This is a genomic window from Streptomyces sp. W16 (assembly GCF_033194735.1).
Lineage (GTDB): Bacteria > Actinomycetota > Actinomycetes > Streptomycetales > Streptomycetaceae > Streptomyces.
This window is the reverse complement of record NZ_JAWOAI010000248.1, coordinates 1-14,359: the sequence shown is the minus strand read 5'-3', so window position 1 is coordinate 14,359 and position 14,359 is coordinate 1. Positions and strand designations below refer to the sequence as shown.

Here is a 14,359-nt window from a genome sequence, read left to right as displayed (position 1 = left end):
TGGGCGAGCCGGCCGCCGAGCAGGGCGCCCGCGGCGAACGCGGCCAGCGCGGCGAGGGAGGCGACCAGGGAGAAACCGGCCGCGCCGGCGATCGCGAAGCCGGAGAAGACGACGTTGCCGGTCATGTTGGCGACGAAGACATGGCCCAGGACGAGATAGCTGAAGGCGTCCACGAGCCCGGTCACCACCGTCAGCGCGAGCATCAAGGGAGGGAGTGGGCCGTGTCGGTCCTTCATGTCGGGGACGACAGTGGACCAGGCGTCCCGCAGTACGGCGGACATGCCAGTGCTCCCATCGCTGGAGGTCTCCCGGTTGCCCGGCTCTCTACGAGCCTCGCCCCACGGCAGCGTTCCGTCCAACATATGGATGCGGACCCAGCGATCTGTTGCGGCGATCGAACTACCGCGGCGACCGATCGCTCTCGTCCCGGACCGCGTGCCGCTCCACCACTTCGAGGAACGCGGCGGCGGCCGGCGCCAGCCGCTTGCTGTCGTGGACCACGCAGATGGTGTGCACGGCCGCCTCGTCCGCGACCCGGAGCGCGCGGGCGCCGTACGGCAGGGAACCCTGGGGACCGGTGCCGGGCGCGGAGTCGGTGAACACGGACGAGCGCGGTACGACCGTCACGCCGATGCCCCGGGCGGCCAGCCGGATCATGTCGTGGATCTGGCCGACCTGGAAGTGCTGGCCGGGTTCCACCCCGGCGCGCGCGAAGGCCGCCTCCACCTGGCGGCGCAGTCCGCTGCCCCGGGTGAACTGGATGAGCTGGTGGCTCTCCGGAAGGTCCGCCAGATCGACGGTGTCGCGGTCGGCCAGGGCGTGGTCGGCCGGCACGATCAGGAGCAGCGGGTCGACGGCCAGCACCAAGTGGTCCAGCCCTTCCGGGACTTGACGCGGACCGAGGCCGACGACCGCGATGTCGAGGTCCCCGGCCAGGACCGACGCGGCCATCTGCGCGCTGGGCGCGTTGGTCACATGGAAGTCGATGCCCGGGTAGCGGGCGTGGTAGTCGGCCATCACCTCGACCAGGTCGACCGAGGAGGCGCGGGTCTGCACGAGGCCCAGACGCAGTCGCCCGCGCCGCAGCCCGGACAGGGCGTCGAGGGCCGCCTGCGCGTTGTCGACGTCGGCGAGGATGCGGCGGGCCAGCGGTTCCAGGAGTTCCCCGGCGGCCGTGAGCCGTACGGAACGGCTGGTGCGGCTGAACAGCCGGGCGCCCACGTCCTTCTCCAGCCGGGCGATCTGCTGGCTCAGCGCGGACTGGGCGACGTAGCAACTGGCCGCCGCCTGCGTGAAGTTGCGGGTCTCGGCGACGGCGAGGAAGTACTTCAGGTGACGCAGGTCCATCGCCTCGTCCATCCCTTTGACCGATCGATTCGAGCAGAACCATGTGTTGGACCGATCCATCGTCGCAAACCTAGCGTCGAGACGCCACCAGCCGACCGATCTCAGGAGCCGACGTGTCCAGCAGCACCATGCCCGTGGGCGGCATACGCCCCTACGACGGGGTCCAGCGTCCCGCGCAACTCGTCGTCCGCAACGGTCGTATCCACACCGGTGACCCCGCCCGCCCGGCGGCCTCCGCCGTGGCCATCACCGACGGCGTCTTCACCGCCGTGGGGGACGACGCGACCGTGGCCCCGCACATCGGCCCGGACACCCGCGTCGTGGACGCGCTCGGCCGACGGGTGATCCCCGGCCTCAACGACTCCCATCTGCACGTCATCCGGGGCGGGTTGAACTACCTCCTCGAACTGCGCTGGGACGGCGTACGGTCGCTGCGCACCGCGCTGCGCATGCTCCGCGAGCAGGCCGAGCGGACGCCAAAGGGGCAGTGGGTGCGGGTAGTTGGCGGCTGGACCGGCGAGCAGTTCGCGGAGAAGCGGCTGCCGACCGTCTCCGAGTTGAACGCCGCGGCCCCCGACACCCCGGTGTTCGTCCTGCACTTGTACCAGTCGGCGATCCTCAACCGGGCCGCGCTGGAAGCCGTCGGCTTCACCCGTGACTCGCCGAATCCGCCCGGCGGCGAGATCGTCCGCGACTTCGCCGGCAACCCCACCGGCGTCCTGCTCGCCGCGCCCGCCGCCGGACTGCTCTACTCGACCCTCGCCAAGGGCCCGATCCTCGCCCCCGAGGACCAACTCGGCTCCACCCGCCACTACTTGCGCGAACTGAACCGCTTCGGCATCACCAGCGCCATCGACGCCGCCGGCGGCTTCCAGAACTTCCCCGACAACTACGCCGCCGTCACCGAACTCGCCGAGCGCGGCGAACTCACGGTCCGTATCGCCTACCACCTCTTCCCGCAGACCGCCGGGCAGGAACTCGACGACCTGCGCCGCTGGATCGGCATGGTCAGCCCCGGCGACGGCGATCAGTGGCTGCGCTGCAACGGCGCCGGCGAGAACCTCGCCTGGTCCCCGGCCGACTTCGAGAACTTCGCCGAACCCCGCCCCCAACTCACCGCCCGCGCAAGCCAGGACCTGGAGGCGGCGGCCCGGCTGCTGCTCGACAACGGCTGGGGCTTCCGCCTGCACGCCACCTACGACGAGACGATCCGCCAGGACCTGGACGTCTTCGAGAAGATCGCCGCGGACGGCGCCTTCCCGGCCGGCACCCGCTGGCTGTTCGACCACGCCGAGACCGTCAGCCAGGAGAGTCTGGACCGGATCAAGGCCCTCGGCGGCGCCGTCTCCGTACAGAACCGCATGATGTTCCAGGGCAGGGCCTTCATCGACCGCTACGGCGCCGAGCGCGCCGCCACCGCACCCCCGATCCGCGCCATGCGCGACACCGGCCTGCTGGTCGCCGCCGGCACCGACGCCACCCGCGTCTCCAGCTACAACCCGTGGCTCTCCCTGTCCTGGCTGGTCACCGGCCGCACCATCGGTGACACGCTCCTCTACCCGGCCGAGAACCGCGTGGACCGTTCCACCGCCCTGGACATGTATACCAGCGCGGGCGCCCACCTCACCGGCGAGGCCGACGTCAAGGGCACCATCACCGAGGGCAAGTACGGCGACCTGGCGATCCTGTCCGCCGACTACTTCGCCGTCGCCGACGAGGACATCGACCGCATCGAGGCCCTGGTGACCGTGGCGGGCGGCAAGGTCGTGCACGCGGCCGGCGAGTACGAGAACATCGCCGCCCCGCTCCCGGAGATCAGCCCCACATGGAGCCCGGTCGCCCGCTTCGGCGGCTTCCAGGCGGCGACCGGCGCACGGCAGGCCCGCGCGTTCGTGGACGCCGCCACCGACTCCGAGGAGCAGCGCGCCTGGCGCGAACGGCGCGGCGACTTCGACCACGTACCGCACACACCGTCCGTGCCGCACCAGCTCGGCGGCGCGCTCGACCCGCTGGACGGCTGCTTCTGACCGGCCCGGCGTACCGTCTTTCCCGACCGCCCACCTCGTCCCGGGAGCAGCAGCATGAGCGCCAGCAGCACGACCGGGAGCAACGCGAAGTCCACCGCCTCGGCCTGGGCACCGCTGGCCCGGCCGGTGTTCCGGGCGCTGTGGATCGCCCAGTTCGTGTCGAACATCGGCACCTGGATGCAGACGGTCGGCGCCCAGTGGCTGCTGCTCGGACACGGGGCGACGATGGTCACCCTGGTGCAGACGGCGTCGAGTCTGCCGATCGTGCTGCTGGCGCTGCCCTCGGGTGTTCTCGCCGACCGGTTCGACCGGCGGGCGCTGCTGCTGGTCGCGCAGTTCGCGATGTTCGCCGTGTCGGCGGTGCTGACCGTGCTCGCCTTCGTGGACGCGCTGTCCGCCGTACCGCTGCTCGCTCTCACCTTCCTCCTCGGCTGCGGTACGGCCCTGATGGGGCCGTCGTGGCAGGCCATCCAGCCGGAGCTGGTGGAGCGGGAGCAGCTCGGGCAGGCGTCCGCGCTGGGGGCGGTGAACATGAACCTCGCGCGGGCGGTCGGTCCGGCGCTCGGCGGTGTCGTGGTCGCGGCGGCCGGCGCGGGCTGGGTGTTCGGCTTCAACGCGCTGTCGTTCCTCGGGATCGCCGCCGTACTGCTGCTGTGGCACCGCCCGAAGACCACCGTCCCCGCCGCCGAGCGCGAACGGCTGCTGACCGCGCTGTACGCGGGCCGCCGCTACGTCTGGAACGCTCCAGGCATCCGGCGCGTCCTGCTGCGCACCGCCCTGTTCATCCCCGGCGCGGCGGCCCTCTGGTCCCTGCTCCCGCTGATCGCCGCCGACTCGCTCGGGATGGGGTCGGGCGGCTACGGCCTGCTGCTCGGCGCGGTCGGGTTCGGCGCGGTGGGCGGCGCGTTCGCACTGCCGTGGCTGCGCGAACGCCTCGGCATCAACGGCATCCTGGCCGCCGGTGCCGTCGTGTTCGCCCTCGTCCTGCTGGTCCTCGCCACCGTGCACGTCACCTGGCTCGCGGTCCTCGTGCTGCTGCCCGCCGGAGTCGCCTGGATCGGCGTCCTGTCCACCCTCAACGCGGCGGTGCAGACCCGCCTGCCGGGTTGGGTCCGGGCCCGCGGACTCGCCGTCTACCTGCTGGTCTTCCAGGGCGGCCAGGCACTCGCCGCCCCGCTGTGGGGCGCCCTGGTCCAGTGGCTGGGCCTGACCACGGCCCTCCTCATCGGCACCGCCGTCATGCTGCTGAGCGCGCTCAGCCTCCGCCGATGGCGGCTCTACGGCATGGAGGGCATCGATCCCACCCTCTCCGACCACTGGCCCACCCCGCCGCTGGTCTTCGTGCCCGGCCCGTCCGACGGCCCGGTGCTGGTCTCCGTCGTCTACCGCGTCGCACCGGACGACAGTCCCGCGTTCGTCGAGGCGATGGACAACGTCGCCCGCTCCCGACGCCGGACCGGCGCGCTCACCTGGGGCCTCTACCAGGACGGCAACGAACCCGGCCGGTTCATCGAGAACTACCTGGTCGGCTCCTGGGCCGAACACCTCGCCCAGCACCACAACCGCCTCACCACCACCGACCGGGGCTTCGAGGACACCGCCCGCGCCCTGCTCCTGCCCGGCACCACCGCCGAGGTCACCCACGCCTTCGACGCCTCCGCCGTAGGACCGGTCCACTGAGGGTGGGTGCCGGACACCCAGGAGAGGCGTGGCCTGGTTACCCCCGTGCGGGAACGCGACCGTGGAGCCATGAACACGAACGCGGCACCGCACCCCTTCGTCGGCATGTGGGTCACCGCCGACGGCCACATCCGGCAGGAACTCCTCCCGAACGGCCGCTACGACGAGGCCCGCGGCAACCGGCGGAGCGCCTACACCGGCAGCTACACCGTCACCGGCAACCACATCGACTACGTCGACGACACCGGCTTCACCGCCACCGGTGACGTCCGCGACGGCGTGCTCTTCCACGAACACCTCGTCCTGTACCGCGCGTAACCCGGTACGGCCATGGACAGCCTCGAACTGATCGTCGTCGTAGCGGTCGCCGTCCTGCTGACGGGCCGGCTGTCGCGGCGCACCGGCCTGAGCGAACCACTCCTGCTGCTCGGTGTGGGCGTTCTCGTGGGGCTGAATCCGTCCTTCGCGTCGTTCGCGCTCTCCCCGGACGTCGTCCTGCTCCAGGTCAAACGCGACACCCTCACCGACCTCCGCGACAGCGGCCGGATCGACGACATCGTCCTGCGCAGCGTGCAGGAAGTGCTCGACGTGGAGGAAGTCCGCCTGGGCAGGCCCTGAACCGGATCTCGCCCTCGAAGCCGACTCGACACCGTCTCACGCGCCCGTCTCAACCCGCCCGAAGGGGGCCCCTCATGAACACCCACGACACCACCAGCGCCGCCGTCCTCGAACAACTCCGCCGCCGGTCCGCCGACCCGCGCCGCCGCATCCTCCTCACCGGCGCGACCATCGTCACGATGGACCCCGAACTGGGCACCCTCCAGGGCGACTTGCTCGTCGAGGGCGACACCATCGCCGCGATCGGGCCGCACCTGAGCGTGGACGGTGCGGTGGTCGTCGACGCCTCCGGCGCCATCCTCGCCCCCGGCCTCGTCGACACCCACCGGCACGCCTGGGAGGCGCAGTTGCGCCGGATCATGCCCGACGTCGACGACCTCGGCGGCTATGTGATGACCACCCTCGCCGGGTACGCCACCGTCTACCGGCCCGAGGACATGTACATCGGCACCAGACTCGCGGCGCTCACCGCGCTCGACAGCGGCATCACCACCATGCTCGACTTCTCGCACAACTCCCGTACCCGCGAGCACTCCGAAGCGGCGATCGAGGCCCTCCGCGACACCGGAATCCGAGGCGTCCACGCCTCCATGGGACCGCACTTCGGGGACTGGGACCGCCAGTGGCCGGCCGACCTGACCCGCCTCAAGGACCGGTACTTCAGCAGCGACGACCAGCTCCTCACCCTGCGCCTGGCGACCCTGGCCACCGACGAGATCGCCGGACCCGCCCTCGCCTACGGCTCCGAACTCGCCCGCACCGCAGCCGATTTGGGCATCGGCGTCAGTGTCGACGCGGTCTTCGGCGAGGCGTCCTCGCGGGCGGTGCTGTCCTGGGCCGAGCACGGCATCCTCGGCCCCGACGTCACCCTGATCCACGCCACGGGTCTGACCGCCGAGGCATGGAAGGCGATGGGGGAGTCCGGCACCACGGTCGCGCTGGCCCCCACCTCGGACGCGCAGATCGGCCTGGAGACCGCGATCCCCGCCGTGGACGAGGCACTCGCCGTCGGCATCCGACCCGGCCTGAGCATCGACGTCGAAGTCGCCCTCGCCAGCGACCTGTTCACCCAGATGCGGGCCCTGCTCGCCATCCAGCGGATGCGCGCGGTCAACGCCGCGTACGGCACCGGCGGCGAGCTCTCCCGCATCACCACGCGCGACGTCCTCGACTTCGCCACCCTCCAGGGCGCCCGGACCAACGGGCTCGGCGACGTCACCGGTTCGCTGACCGTCGGCAAGAAGGCCGACCTGCTGGTGGTCCGGGCCGAGGACCTCAACAACATGCCCCTCAACGACCCGATCGGCACACTGGTGCTGGGCTCCGACGCCCGGAACATCAGTGCCGTGTTCGTCGCCGGGCAGCCGCGCAAGTGGGACGGCCGGGTCCTCGACGTGGACCTTCCCGGACTGCGTGCCGAGGTCGCCGCCTCTCGCGACCATGTGCTCAACACCCCAGCGCGCTGACGGGAGTTGATGCGGCGGGCGCCGAGGGTGCCCGCCGCATCGGTGGATCAGTTGGAGAACCAGGGGTTCCCGCCGCCCAGCGACCACACCGAGACCTTGGTGACGCCGAGGCCCTTGAGGACGGCCAGCTTGCGGTCCATGGCGACGCTGTCGACGTAGTCGTAGAGGACACCGCCGGAGGTCCAGCGGATCTCGCCGGAGGACGCGTCCCGGCGGCTCTCGACGGTGGCCGGGTTGCTGGAGAAGCCGGGGCTCTTCTTCATGCCGCTGAACTGGATGTTGCCCGTCACGGAGTTGAGGTCGCAGGGGTCGGGCGCGCTGTAGCCGTAGGAGGGCACGCCGATGATCAGGCGGCCCGGGTCGGGGATCTTGCTCTGCGCGTACTTGGTGACCTTCTTCAGCCAGTCGTAGGGGCTGATGGGCAGGCAGCGGGCGCCGGCGGCGGTGTCGAACTCCTCGTCGTACGCCATGATCACCACGTCGTCCACGCCGGTGGCGGCCACCGCCGCGTAGTCGTAGAAGGCGGCGTCCTCCGTCATCGCCGGTGCGTCGACCTGGAGGCGCTTGCCCTTGGCGTGCAGCGCGGTCGCCAACTGCCTCAGGAACGTCTTGTAGTTGGTGAAGTCGGCGGTGCTCCAGGACCAGTAGTCCTCCAGGTCGACGTCGACGCCGCTGAGCCCGGCGTCGCTGACGAGGGAGGTGACCTTGGAGACGGCCGCCGTACGCTTCGCGTTGCTGCTGACCAGGGCATGGACGTCGGCGGTGGTCATGCCGGAGAGCGTCGGGTACTGGTAGGCGGAGTGCGCCTTGAGGTCGGCGACGTTGGCCGCGCTGTAGGTGTTGCAGCTGCCGTCCGCGGTGGTCTCCAGGGTGACCGAGCCGTTGCCGCCCACCGACCAGTACTCGGGGTTGAGGGCGCCGTTCTTCACCCTGTTGTCGGCGTACTCGCTCTTGGCGGTGCAGGTGGAGTCGCCCGTCGAGCCGGGGTACAGCCAGGTCTGGAGCTGGACGCCCGAGGTGGCGGAGGGACTGGCGCCGGCCGGGACCGAGGCCGTACAGGCGAGCAGCGTGGTGACCGTGGAGGCCACGACGCCGGTCACGGTGAGTGCGTGACGCAACATGAGCGGTCCTTTCGGGTGGGGAGGGGCGTGCGGGATCGCCGCGTCGGCCGGAGACCGGCGCGGTGAACTCGGGGACAGGAGCGGCTAGTTGCTCCAGTAGGGGTCGAAGGCCAGGGTGTCGGCGCCGGGGACGGTGGTGGCAGCCGACCAGGAGCCGTCGACGACGCGTCCGCCGTCGGGCCGGCCGGCCAGCGACAGCCTGGTGAAGATGCGGTAGCGGTCACCCCGGTAGACGGAGCGGGTGAACTCGACCACCCGGCCGCCGGCGTCCCTGGCCGCCCGCTCGAACAGCAGGGCGGGGGTGTGCACGGACACGCCGAGGAGTTCGGCCTCCCACTCGTCGACCACGGTCGGCTCGATGCTCTGCGCGGCGTCGGTCAGCAGAATTTCGTAGCGGCGGCCGAGCAGCCGGTAGAAGGAGTCGGTCTCCAGGTCGCGGGCGGTCAGACCGGGCACCAGCGCGTGCGGCACATGCAGCGTCTCCACACACATCGGGTCGCCGTCCACCGTCCGCAGCCGGATGATCCGCAGGATCTGCTCGCTGGGCGCGATGCCCAGCCTGCGGCCGATCCGGGGCCCCGCGGCGACGGTCTTGAAGTCCAGGGTGCGGCTGGCCCAGGTGCCGTCCACACCGCCGACCCCCAGCGTCTGCGGCTGCCCGGGGGAGCCGCTGAGGTGCTGGGCGACCTTGGCCCGGGCGACGAACACACCGCGCCCGTGCTCCCGCACCAGCAGTCCGTCACGGACGAAGTCGTCGACCACCGCGCGCAATGTGGGGCGGGAGACCCCGAGTTCCTCGCACAGCTGCCGTTCGCCCGGGAGGGGGCGTCCGGTCCCGGTCTCCTCGATCAGGTCGAGGAGGTGGGTGCGGATGCGTTCGCGCTTCTCCCAACGGCTCTCACCGCTGACCATTCCTACCAACTTCCTTACCAGTGGTCATCTTGCGTGCAGGTTACTTCCGAAATGTTTGCTTGACAGCCCCCAAATAGTGCCCCAACATGTGCCCACTGGTCAATAAGTGGTAAGCGAATTTGCCGGAGGTCCCATGTCCGAGTCCCGTGGCGGACCCGTCACCCGCACCACCCGCCGCCCCCGCCGTACCGTGGCCGCGTCGCTGCTCGCGGCCACGGCCCTGCTGGCCGCAGCATGCACCACCGGCGGCGCCGCGTCGAAGGCGGACACCGGCGCCGACGACACCACGCCCGTCACCATCACCTTCTGGCACGGCCTCAGCTCCCCGCACGAGACCGCCTCGGTGAACGCCGTGCTCGCCAAGTTCCACAAGAAGTACCCCTACATCACGGTCAAGGCCGTCGCCGCCCAGACCGACGACAAGGTCAACCAGGCCATCCGCGGCGGCACCGCGCCCGACGTGGCGTCCTCGTTCAACGCCGCCAACGTCGGCGGCTGGTGTTCCAGCGGAGCGTTCCAGGACCTCACCCCGGACATCAAGGCCGACCACGTCGACATGTCCCAGATCCCGAAGGCCGTCCAGTCGTACACCGCCTTCGGCGGCAAGCGCTGCACCATGCCCTGGCTCGCCGACACCTTCGGCCTCTACTACAACAAGAAACTGTTCGCCAAGGCCGGGATAACCTCCCCGCCGAAGACCATGTCCGAACTGGCGGCGGACGCCAAGAAGTTGACCACCTTCAACCCGGACGGCTCGATCAAAACCGCCGGGTTCATGCCCTACCTGGGCGCCTACGAGATGCTCACCGAGCACCTCGTCCCCAGCTGGGGCGGCAAGTGGCTCACCGCCGACGGCCAGTCCAACGTCGGCGGCGACCCCGCCTTCGCCCAGGCGCTGACCTGGCAGAAGAGCCTGGTCGACTGGTTCGGCGCGAAGAAGCTGGTCACCTTCAAGGCCGGCATGGGCGACGAGTTCTCCGCGCAGAACGCCTTCGAGACCGGCAAGCTGGCCATGATGATCGACGGCGAGTGGCGCAACGCGTTCATCAAGAACGACAAGGCGGACATCGACTACGGCACCGCGGCAGTGCCGGCCGCCGACGGCAAGTCCGAGCTGTACGGGGCCGGTTACGTCGGCGGCAACGTGATCGGCATGCCGCGCGGCGCCAAACACCCGGGTGCCGCCTGGAAGTTGATCAAATTCCTCACCACCGACACCGGCGCCCTGACCTCGCTCGCCGACGCGATCGGCAACGTCCCCACCACCACGGCGGCGCTCGACTCGTCCTCGCTGGGCCTCTCCAAGGACCCGCACTTCGCGCCGTTCCTGGAGGTCTACAAGAACCCGCTCACCACCACCACTCCGGCCAGCGGCGACGGCGGCGGCTACCTCACCAACTTCGGTCACTTCGTGGAGAAGTGGCAGAGCGGCTCCGTATCCGACCTGAAGGCAGGTCTCGCCGCCGTCGACAAGCAGAACAACGCCGCGCTCAAGCTGGGGCAGTGACCGTCATGGCCACCCAACTCCAGCTCGCCCCCGCGCCATTGAGGGCCCGGCTCCGCCGCAACCGGCTGCGTGTCCTGCTCTTCCTCGCACCCGGCCTGGTCGGCTTCGCCGTCTTCCTCGTCTACCCCCTGCTGATGACGGTCTGGCTGTCCTTCACCAACTCGAACATGATCTCCCAGGCCCAGTTCGTGGGGCTCCGCAACTACCGCTACCTGCTGGACGGCGACCCGCTGATCTGGCACGCGATCCGCAACACTGCCTGGCTGGTGGCCGTCATGGTCCCGGCGCAGGTGCTCTTCGCCCTCGGCGTGGCCATGGTCACCGCCCGGCTCAAGGCCGGGGCGAGCCTGTTCCGCACCCTGTTCTATCTGCCCGCGCTGGCCCCACCGGTCGCCGCGACCGTCGCCTTCGTCTGCATGTTCAACCCCAACTCCGGCCCGGTGAACAGGATCCTGGACCTGCTCGGCATCCACGGACCGCTGTGGTTCAACTCGCCGGGCTGGTCCAAACCGGCCCTGACGCTGCTCGCCCTGTGGGGCAGCGGCACCATGATGGTCATCTTCCTGGCGGCCCTGCTGGAGGTGCCCGCCGAACTGTACGAGGCCGCCGAACTGGACGGCGCCGGCTCCTGGCACCGCTTCCGCTACGTCACCCTGCCGACGATCTCACCGGTCGTGCTGTTCGCGACCGTCACCGGGGTGATCGCCGGACTCCAGTACTTCACCCAGGCGATGGTCGCCTCGCAGGTCGCCAACGGCAACATCCAGCCCGCGCCCGGCTATCCGGACGGCTCCACCCTCACCTTCCCGCAGCAGCTCTACATCGCCGGCTTCAACCAGTTCCACGCGGGCTACGCCTGCGCGCTGGCCGTGGTGCTCTTCGTAGTGGCGATGGCCTTCACCGTCGTCCTGCTCCGCCGCGCCTCCGGCTTCGACATCGAGGAGGCACCGCGATGACGTACGGCTTCGAGGACGACGAAGGCGCCGTGACGGCCCACGACTTCGAGAACCAGGAGTCGCCACGATGACGACGACCTACGTACCCGCACCCGCCCGGCAGACCCGCGCCGCATCACCCCACCAGGCCGCACGCGGCCGGGCGAGCCGTCGGCGCAAGCTGGTCTGGATCGCCGAACACGCCGTCGCCGTCGGCCTGGCCTGCGCCTTCATCGGCCCCATCGTGTTCATCTTCCTCACCTCGGTGATGACCGACGGCCAGTCCCTCACCACCAGCCTGTGGCCCCACCACTGGCAGTGGTCCAACTACCGCACGGTCTTCGCCACCGCACCGGTCGGCACGTGGCTGGTCAACACCGTGCTCTACGCGGTCGCCGCCACCGCCGCCACCCTGCTCTCCAGCGTCCCCATCGCCTACGCGCTGGCCCGGCTCCGCTTCAGGGGACGCAACACCGCGTTCCTCTGCGTCATCACCATGATGATGCTGCCGCCCCAAGTCCTCGTCATCCCCATGTACTTGATGTGGGCCCGGCTCCATCTCACCGGCACCATCTGGCCGTTGGTCCTGCCGTCCCTGTTCGGGGACGCGTTCTCGGTGTTCCTGCTGCGCCAGTTCCTGCTCACGGTCCCCGAGGACTACCTCAACGCGGCCCGCATCGACGGCTGCGGCGAACTCCGGGTCCTCACCCGGGTGGTGCTGCCGATGATGCGCCCCGCGCTCGTCGCGGTCGGACTGTTCTCCTTCTTCAACGCCTGGAACGACTACTACGGGCCCCTCATCTACACCGGCGAGACGCCCGCCCACTGGACCCTGGCCCTGGGCCTGGCGACCTTCAAGACCTCCCACGCGGTGCAGTGGAACCTCACCATGGCCGCGACCCTCATCGCGATGGCGCCGGTGATCATCGTCTTCTTCTTCGCGCAAAAGGCCTTCATCGAGGGCGTCACACTGACAGGAGTCAAAGGTTGAAGATCACCGTTGTCGGAGGCGGATCCACGTACACCCCCGAACTGGTCGACGGATTCGCCCGGTTGGGACTGCCCGTCACCGAGATCGCCCTCGTCGACCCGGATCCCGAACGCCTCGACGTCATCGCCCCGTTCGCCCGCCGCATCCTGGCCCGCCAGGGCAGCCCCGCGAAGATCACCACCACCGCCGACCCGGACGCCGGCATCGACGGCACCGACGCCGTCCTCTTCCAGCTCCGCATCGGCGGCCAGGCCGCCCGGCACGTCGACGAGACCCTCCCGCACGAGTGCGGCTGCATCGGCCAGGAGACCACCGGCGCAGGGGGGTTGGCCAAGGCGCTGCGCACCGTACCGGTCGTCCTCGACCTCGCCGAACGGGTCGCCAAGCGCGCCCCGAACGCCTGGATCGTCGACTTCACCAACCCGGTCGGCATCGTCACCCGCGCCCTCCTCGACGCCGGCCACAAGGCGGTCGGCCTGTGCAACGTCGCCATCGGCTTCCAGCGCACCTTCGCCGACTGGCTCGGCGTCGACCACGAGCGGATCGCCCTGGACCACGTCGGCCTCAACCACCTGACCTGGGAACGGAGCGTACGGCTCGACGGCGTCGACGTCCTGCCGCGTCTCCTCGACGAACACGGCCAGGCCCTCGCCGACCGGCTGCGCATGCCGCTGGACGTGGTCCGCCGCCTCGGCGTCGTCCCCTCCTACTACCTGCGCTACTACTACGCCCACGACGAGGTCCTCCGCGAACAACTCGCCGAGCCGTCCCGCGCCGAGCAAGTCGCCGAGATGGAGGGCGACTTGCTGAAGATGTACGCGGACCCGGCCCTGACCGAGAAGCCCGCCCTCCTCGACAGGCGCGGCGGCGCCTACTACTCCGAGGCCGCCGTCCAGCTGGTCCACGCCCTCACCACCGACACCGGTGACGTCCGCGTCGCCAACGTCCGCAACAACGGCACCCTGCCCTTCCTCCCCGACGACGCCGTCATCGAGGTCCCGTCCCGCATCGGCGCGCACGGCGCGACTCCCTTGCCCATCACCGCCGTTGAGCCGCTGTTCGCCGGACTCATCGCGCATGTGACCGCGTACGAGGAACTGGCCCTGGAAGCCGCCCTGCACGGCGGAGTCGACCGGGTCGCGACCGCGCTGCTCGCGCACCCCCTGATCGGACAGGTCTCGGTCGCCGAGGAGCTGGCGGCGAAGCTCGTCGCCGCCAATCGCGAACACCTGAGGTGGGCCTGATGAGTTCAGGTCTGCTGCTGGCCGTCGACGGCGGCAACTCCAAGACCGACATCGCCGTACTGAACACGGACGGTACGGTCCTGGGCCGCGCCCGGGGCGGCGGATTCCGCCCGCAGGCGGTGGGCGTCGACGCGGCCAAGGACGTACTGGCCGCGCTGCGCGCCGAGGCCCTGGCGGCGGCGGGTGTCGGGGCCGACGTCGTGGTGGACGGGATCACCGCCTTCCTCGCCGGGGCCGATCTGCCGCACGAGGTCAAGACGCTGCGCGAGGCCGTCGGCGCCCGCCGCTGGGCCGTCACCCAGCGCGTCGACAACGACTCCTACGCCGTCCTGCGCGCCGGGGCCGGCAGACCCTGGGGCGTCGGCGTGGTCTGCGGCACCGGCATCAACTGCGTCGGCGTCGCCCCCGACGGCCGTACCACCGGCTTCGCCGCGCTCGGCCGGATCTCCGGGGACTGGGGCGGCGGCATCGACATGGGCACCTCGGCGCTGTGGCACGCGGCCAGGGCGGA

Annotated in this window: 14 protein-coding genes; 10 read left to right on the top strand and 4 right to left on the bottom strand. The window is 70.5% G+C overall.

The features are described from left to right. The coding region (locus tag R6V09_RS29050; RefSeq protein WP_317884410.1) for a DUF1275 family protein at nucleotides 1–281 on the bottom strand (281 nt) is incomplete at its 3' end. A 118-nt stretch (nucleotides 282–399) separates the two neighbouring features. Beyond that, entirely contained in the window at nucleotides 400–1,347 is a 948-nt protein-coding gene (locus tag R6V09_RS29045; RefSeq protein WP_317884409.1) for a LysR family transcriptional regulator, read from the bottom strand. A 128-nt stretch (nucleotides 1,348–1,475) separates the two neighbouring features. Here R6V09_RS29045 and R6V09_RS29040 point away from each other — a divergent pair, with 128 nt between their 5' ends. The 5 genes from R6V09_RS29040 to R6V09_RS29020 all read left to right on the top strand — a co-directional run bounded on the left by R6V09_RS29040 (nucleotide 1,476) and on the right by R6V09_RS29020 (nucleotide 7,138). Beyond that, entirely contained in the window at nucleotides 1,476–3,374 is a 1,899-nt protein-coding gene (locus R6V09_RS29040) for an amidohydrolase (protein WP_317884412.1), read from the top strand. A gap of 54 nt (nucleotides 3,375–3,428) precedes the next feature. After that, a complete protein-coding gene (locus tag R6V09_RS29035) occupies nucleotides 3,429–5,054 on the top strand; it encodes an MFS transporter (protein ID WP_317884408.1) in 1,626 nt (541 codons plus the stop codon). Between the two features lie 69 nt (nucleotides 5,055–5,123). Beyond that, nucleotides 5,124–5,372 carry an Atu4866 domain-containing protein gene (locus R6V09_RS29030; RefSeq protein ID WP_317884407.1) on the top strand — a complete coding sequence of 83 codons (249 nt, stop codon included), beginning with the start codon at nucleotides 5,124–5,126 and terminating at the stop codon, nucleotides 5,370–5,372. Nucleotides 5,373–5,384: 12 nt separating this feature from the next. Further along, entirely contained in the window at nucleotides 5,385–5,672 is a 288-nt protein-coding gene (locus R6V09_RS29025; protein WP_317884406.1) for a hypothetical protein, read from the top strand. Nucleotides 5,673–5,746: 74 nt separating this feature from the next. Next, nucleotides 5,747–7,138 (top strand): amidohydrolase family protein, encoded by a 1,392-nt coding sequence (locus R6V09_RS29020; RefSeq protein WP_317884405.1) that lies wholly within the window; start codon nucleotides 5,747–5,749, stop codon nucleotides 7,136–7,138. 47 nt (nucleotides 7,139–7,185) lie between these two features. Here R6V09_RS29020 and R6V09_RS29015 read toward each other — a convergent pair whose 3' ends face one another. Together R6V09_RS29015 and R6V09_RS29010 are read right to left on the bottom strand one after the other, a co-directional pair. Beyond that, nucleotides 7,186–8,259 (bottom strand): glycosyl hydrolase family 18 protein, encoded by a 1,074-nt coding sequence (locus tag R6V09_RS29015; RefSeq protein WP_317884404.1) that lies wholly within the window; start codon nucleotides 8,257–8,259, stop codon nucleotides 7,186–7,188. 84 nt (nucleotides 8,260–8,343) lie between these two features. Next, the gene (locus R6V09_RS29010) at nucleotides 8,344–9,171 is read right to left on the bottom strand and encodes a GntR family transcriptional regulator (RefSeq protein WP_317884403.1); all 828 of its coding nucleotides are present in this window, start codon (nucleotides 9,169–9,171) and stop codon (nucleotides 8,344–8,346) included. A 133-nt stretch (nucleotides 9,172–9,304) separates the two neighbouring features. Here R6V09_RS29010 and R6V09_RS29005 point away from each other — a divergent pair, with 133 nt between their 5' ends. From R6V09_RS29005 to R6V09_RS28985, 5 genes are all read left to right on the top strand, one after another. After that, nucleotides 9,305–10,678 (top strand): ABC transporter substrate-binding protein, encoded by a 1,374-nt coding sequence (locus R6V09_RS29005; RefSeq protein ID WP_317884402.1) that lies wholly within the window; start codon nucleotides 9,305–9,307, stop codon nucleotides 10,676–10,678. A gap of 5 nt (nucleotides 10,679–10,683) precedes the next feature. Next, nucleotides 10,684–11,634, top strand: coding sequence for a carbohydrate ABC transporter permease (locus R6V09_RS29000; protein ID WP_317884411.1), 951 nt, complete (start codon nucleotides 10,684–10,686; stop codon nucleotides 11,632–11,634). A 67-nt stretch (nucleotides 11,635–11,701) separates the two neighbouring features. Further along, on the top strand, nucleotides 11,702–12,604 hold the full coding sequence (locus R6V09_RS28995) for a carbohydrate ABC transporter permease (protein ID WP_317884401.1): 903 nt from the start codon (nucleotides 11,702–11,704) through the stop codon (nucleotides 12,602–12,604). Next, complete coding sequence (locus R6V09_RS28990) at nucleotides 12,601–13,848, top strand: 6-phospho-beta-glucosidase (protein WP_317884400.1); 1,248 nt, start codon at nucleotides 12,601–12,603, stop codon at nucleotides 13,846–13,848. The genes R6V09_RS28995 and R6V09_RS28990 overlap by 4 nt, the downstream gene beginning before the upstream one ends. Next, nucleotides 13,848–14,359: BadF/BadG/BcrA/BcrD ATPase family protein (locus tag R6V09_RS28985; protein ID WP_317884399.1), on the top strand; the 512-nt coding region annotated here is incomplete at its 3' end. The genes R6V09_RS28990 and R6V09_RS28985, both read left to right, overlap by 1 nt.

Excerpts from the sequence above, each read along its gene's own strand:
- R6V09_RS29045 (WP_317884409.1), bottom strand. The coding sequence starts at position 1,347 with ATGGACCTGCGTCACCTGAAGTACTTCCTCGCCGTCGCCGAGACCCGC.
- R6V09_RS29040 (WP_317884412.1), top strand. The coding sequence starts at position 1,476 with ATGCCCGTGGGCGGCATACGCCCCTACGACGGGGTCCAGCGTCCCGCG.
- R6V09_RS29035 (WP_317884408.1), top strand. The coding sequence starts at position 3,429 with ATGAGCGCCAGCAGCACGACCGGGAGCAACGCGAAGTCCACCGCCTCG.
- R6V09_RS29030 (WP_317884407.1), top strand. The coding sequence starts at position 5,124 with ATGAACACGAACGCGGCACCGCACCCCTTCGTCGGCATGTGGGTCACC.
- R6V09_RS29025 (WP_317884406.1), top strand. The coding sequence starts at position 5,385 with ATGGACAGCCTCGAACTGATCGTCGTCGTAGCGGTCGCCGTCCTGCTG.
- R6V09_RS29020 (WP_317884405.1), top strand. The coding sequence starts at position 5,747 with ATGAACACCCACGACACCACCAGCGCCGCCGTCCTCGAACAACTCCGC.
- R6V09_RS29015 (WP_317884404.1), bottom strand. The coding sequence starts at position 8,259 with ATGTTGCGTCACGCACTCACCGTGACCGGCGTCGTGGCCTCCACGGTC.
- R6V09_RS29010 (WP_317884403.1), bottom strand. The coding sequence starts at position 9,171 with ATGGTCAGCGGTGAGAGCCGTTGGGAGAAGCGCGAACGCATCCGCACC.
- R6V09_RS29005 (WP_317884402.1), top strand. The coding sequence starts at position 9,305 with ATGTCCGAGTCCCGTGGCGGACCCGTCACCCGCACCACCCGCCGCCCC.
- R6V09_RS29000 (WP_317884411.1), top strand. The coding sequence starts at position 10,684 with ATGGCCACCCAACTCCAGCTCGCCCCCGCGCCATTGAGGGCCCGGCTC.
- R6V09_RS28995 (WP_317884401.1), top strand. The coding sequence starts at position 11,702 with ATGACGACGACCTACGTACCCGCACCCGCCCGGCAGACCCGCGCCGCA.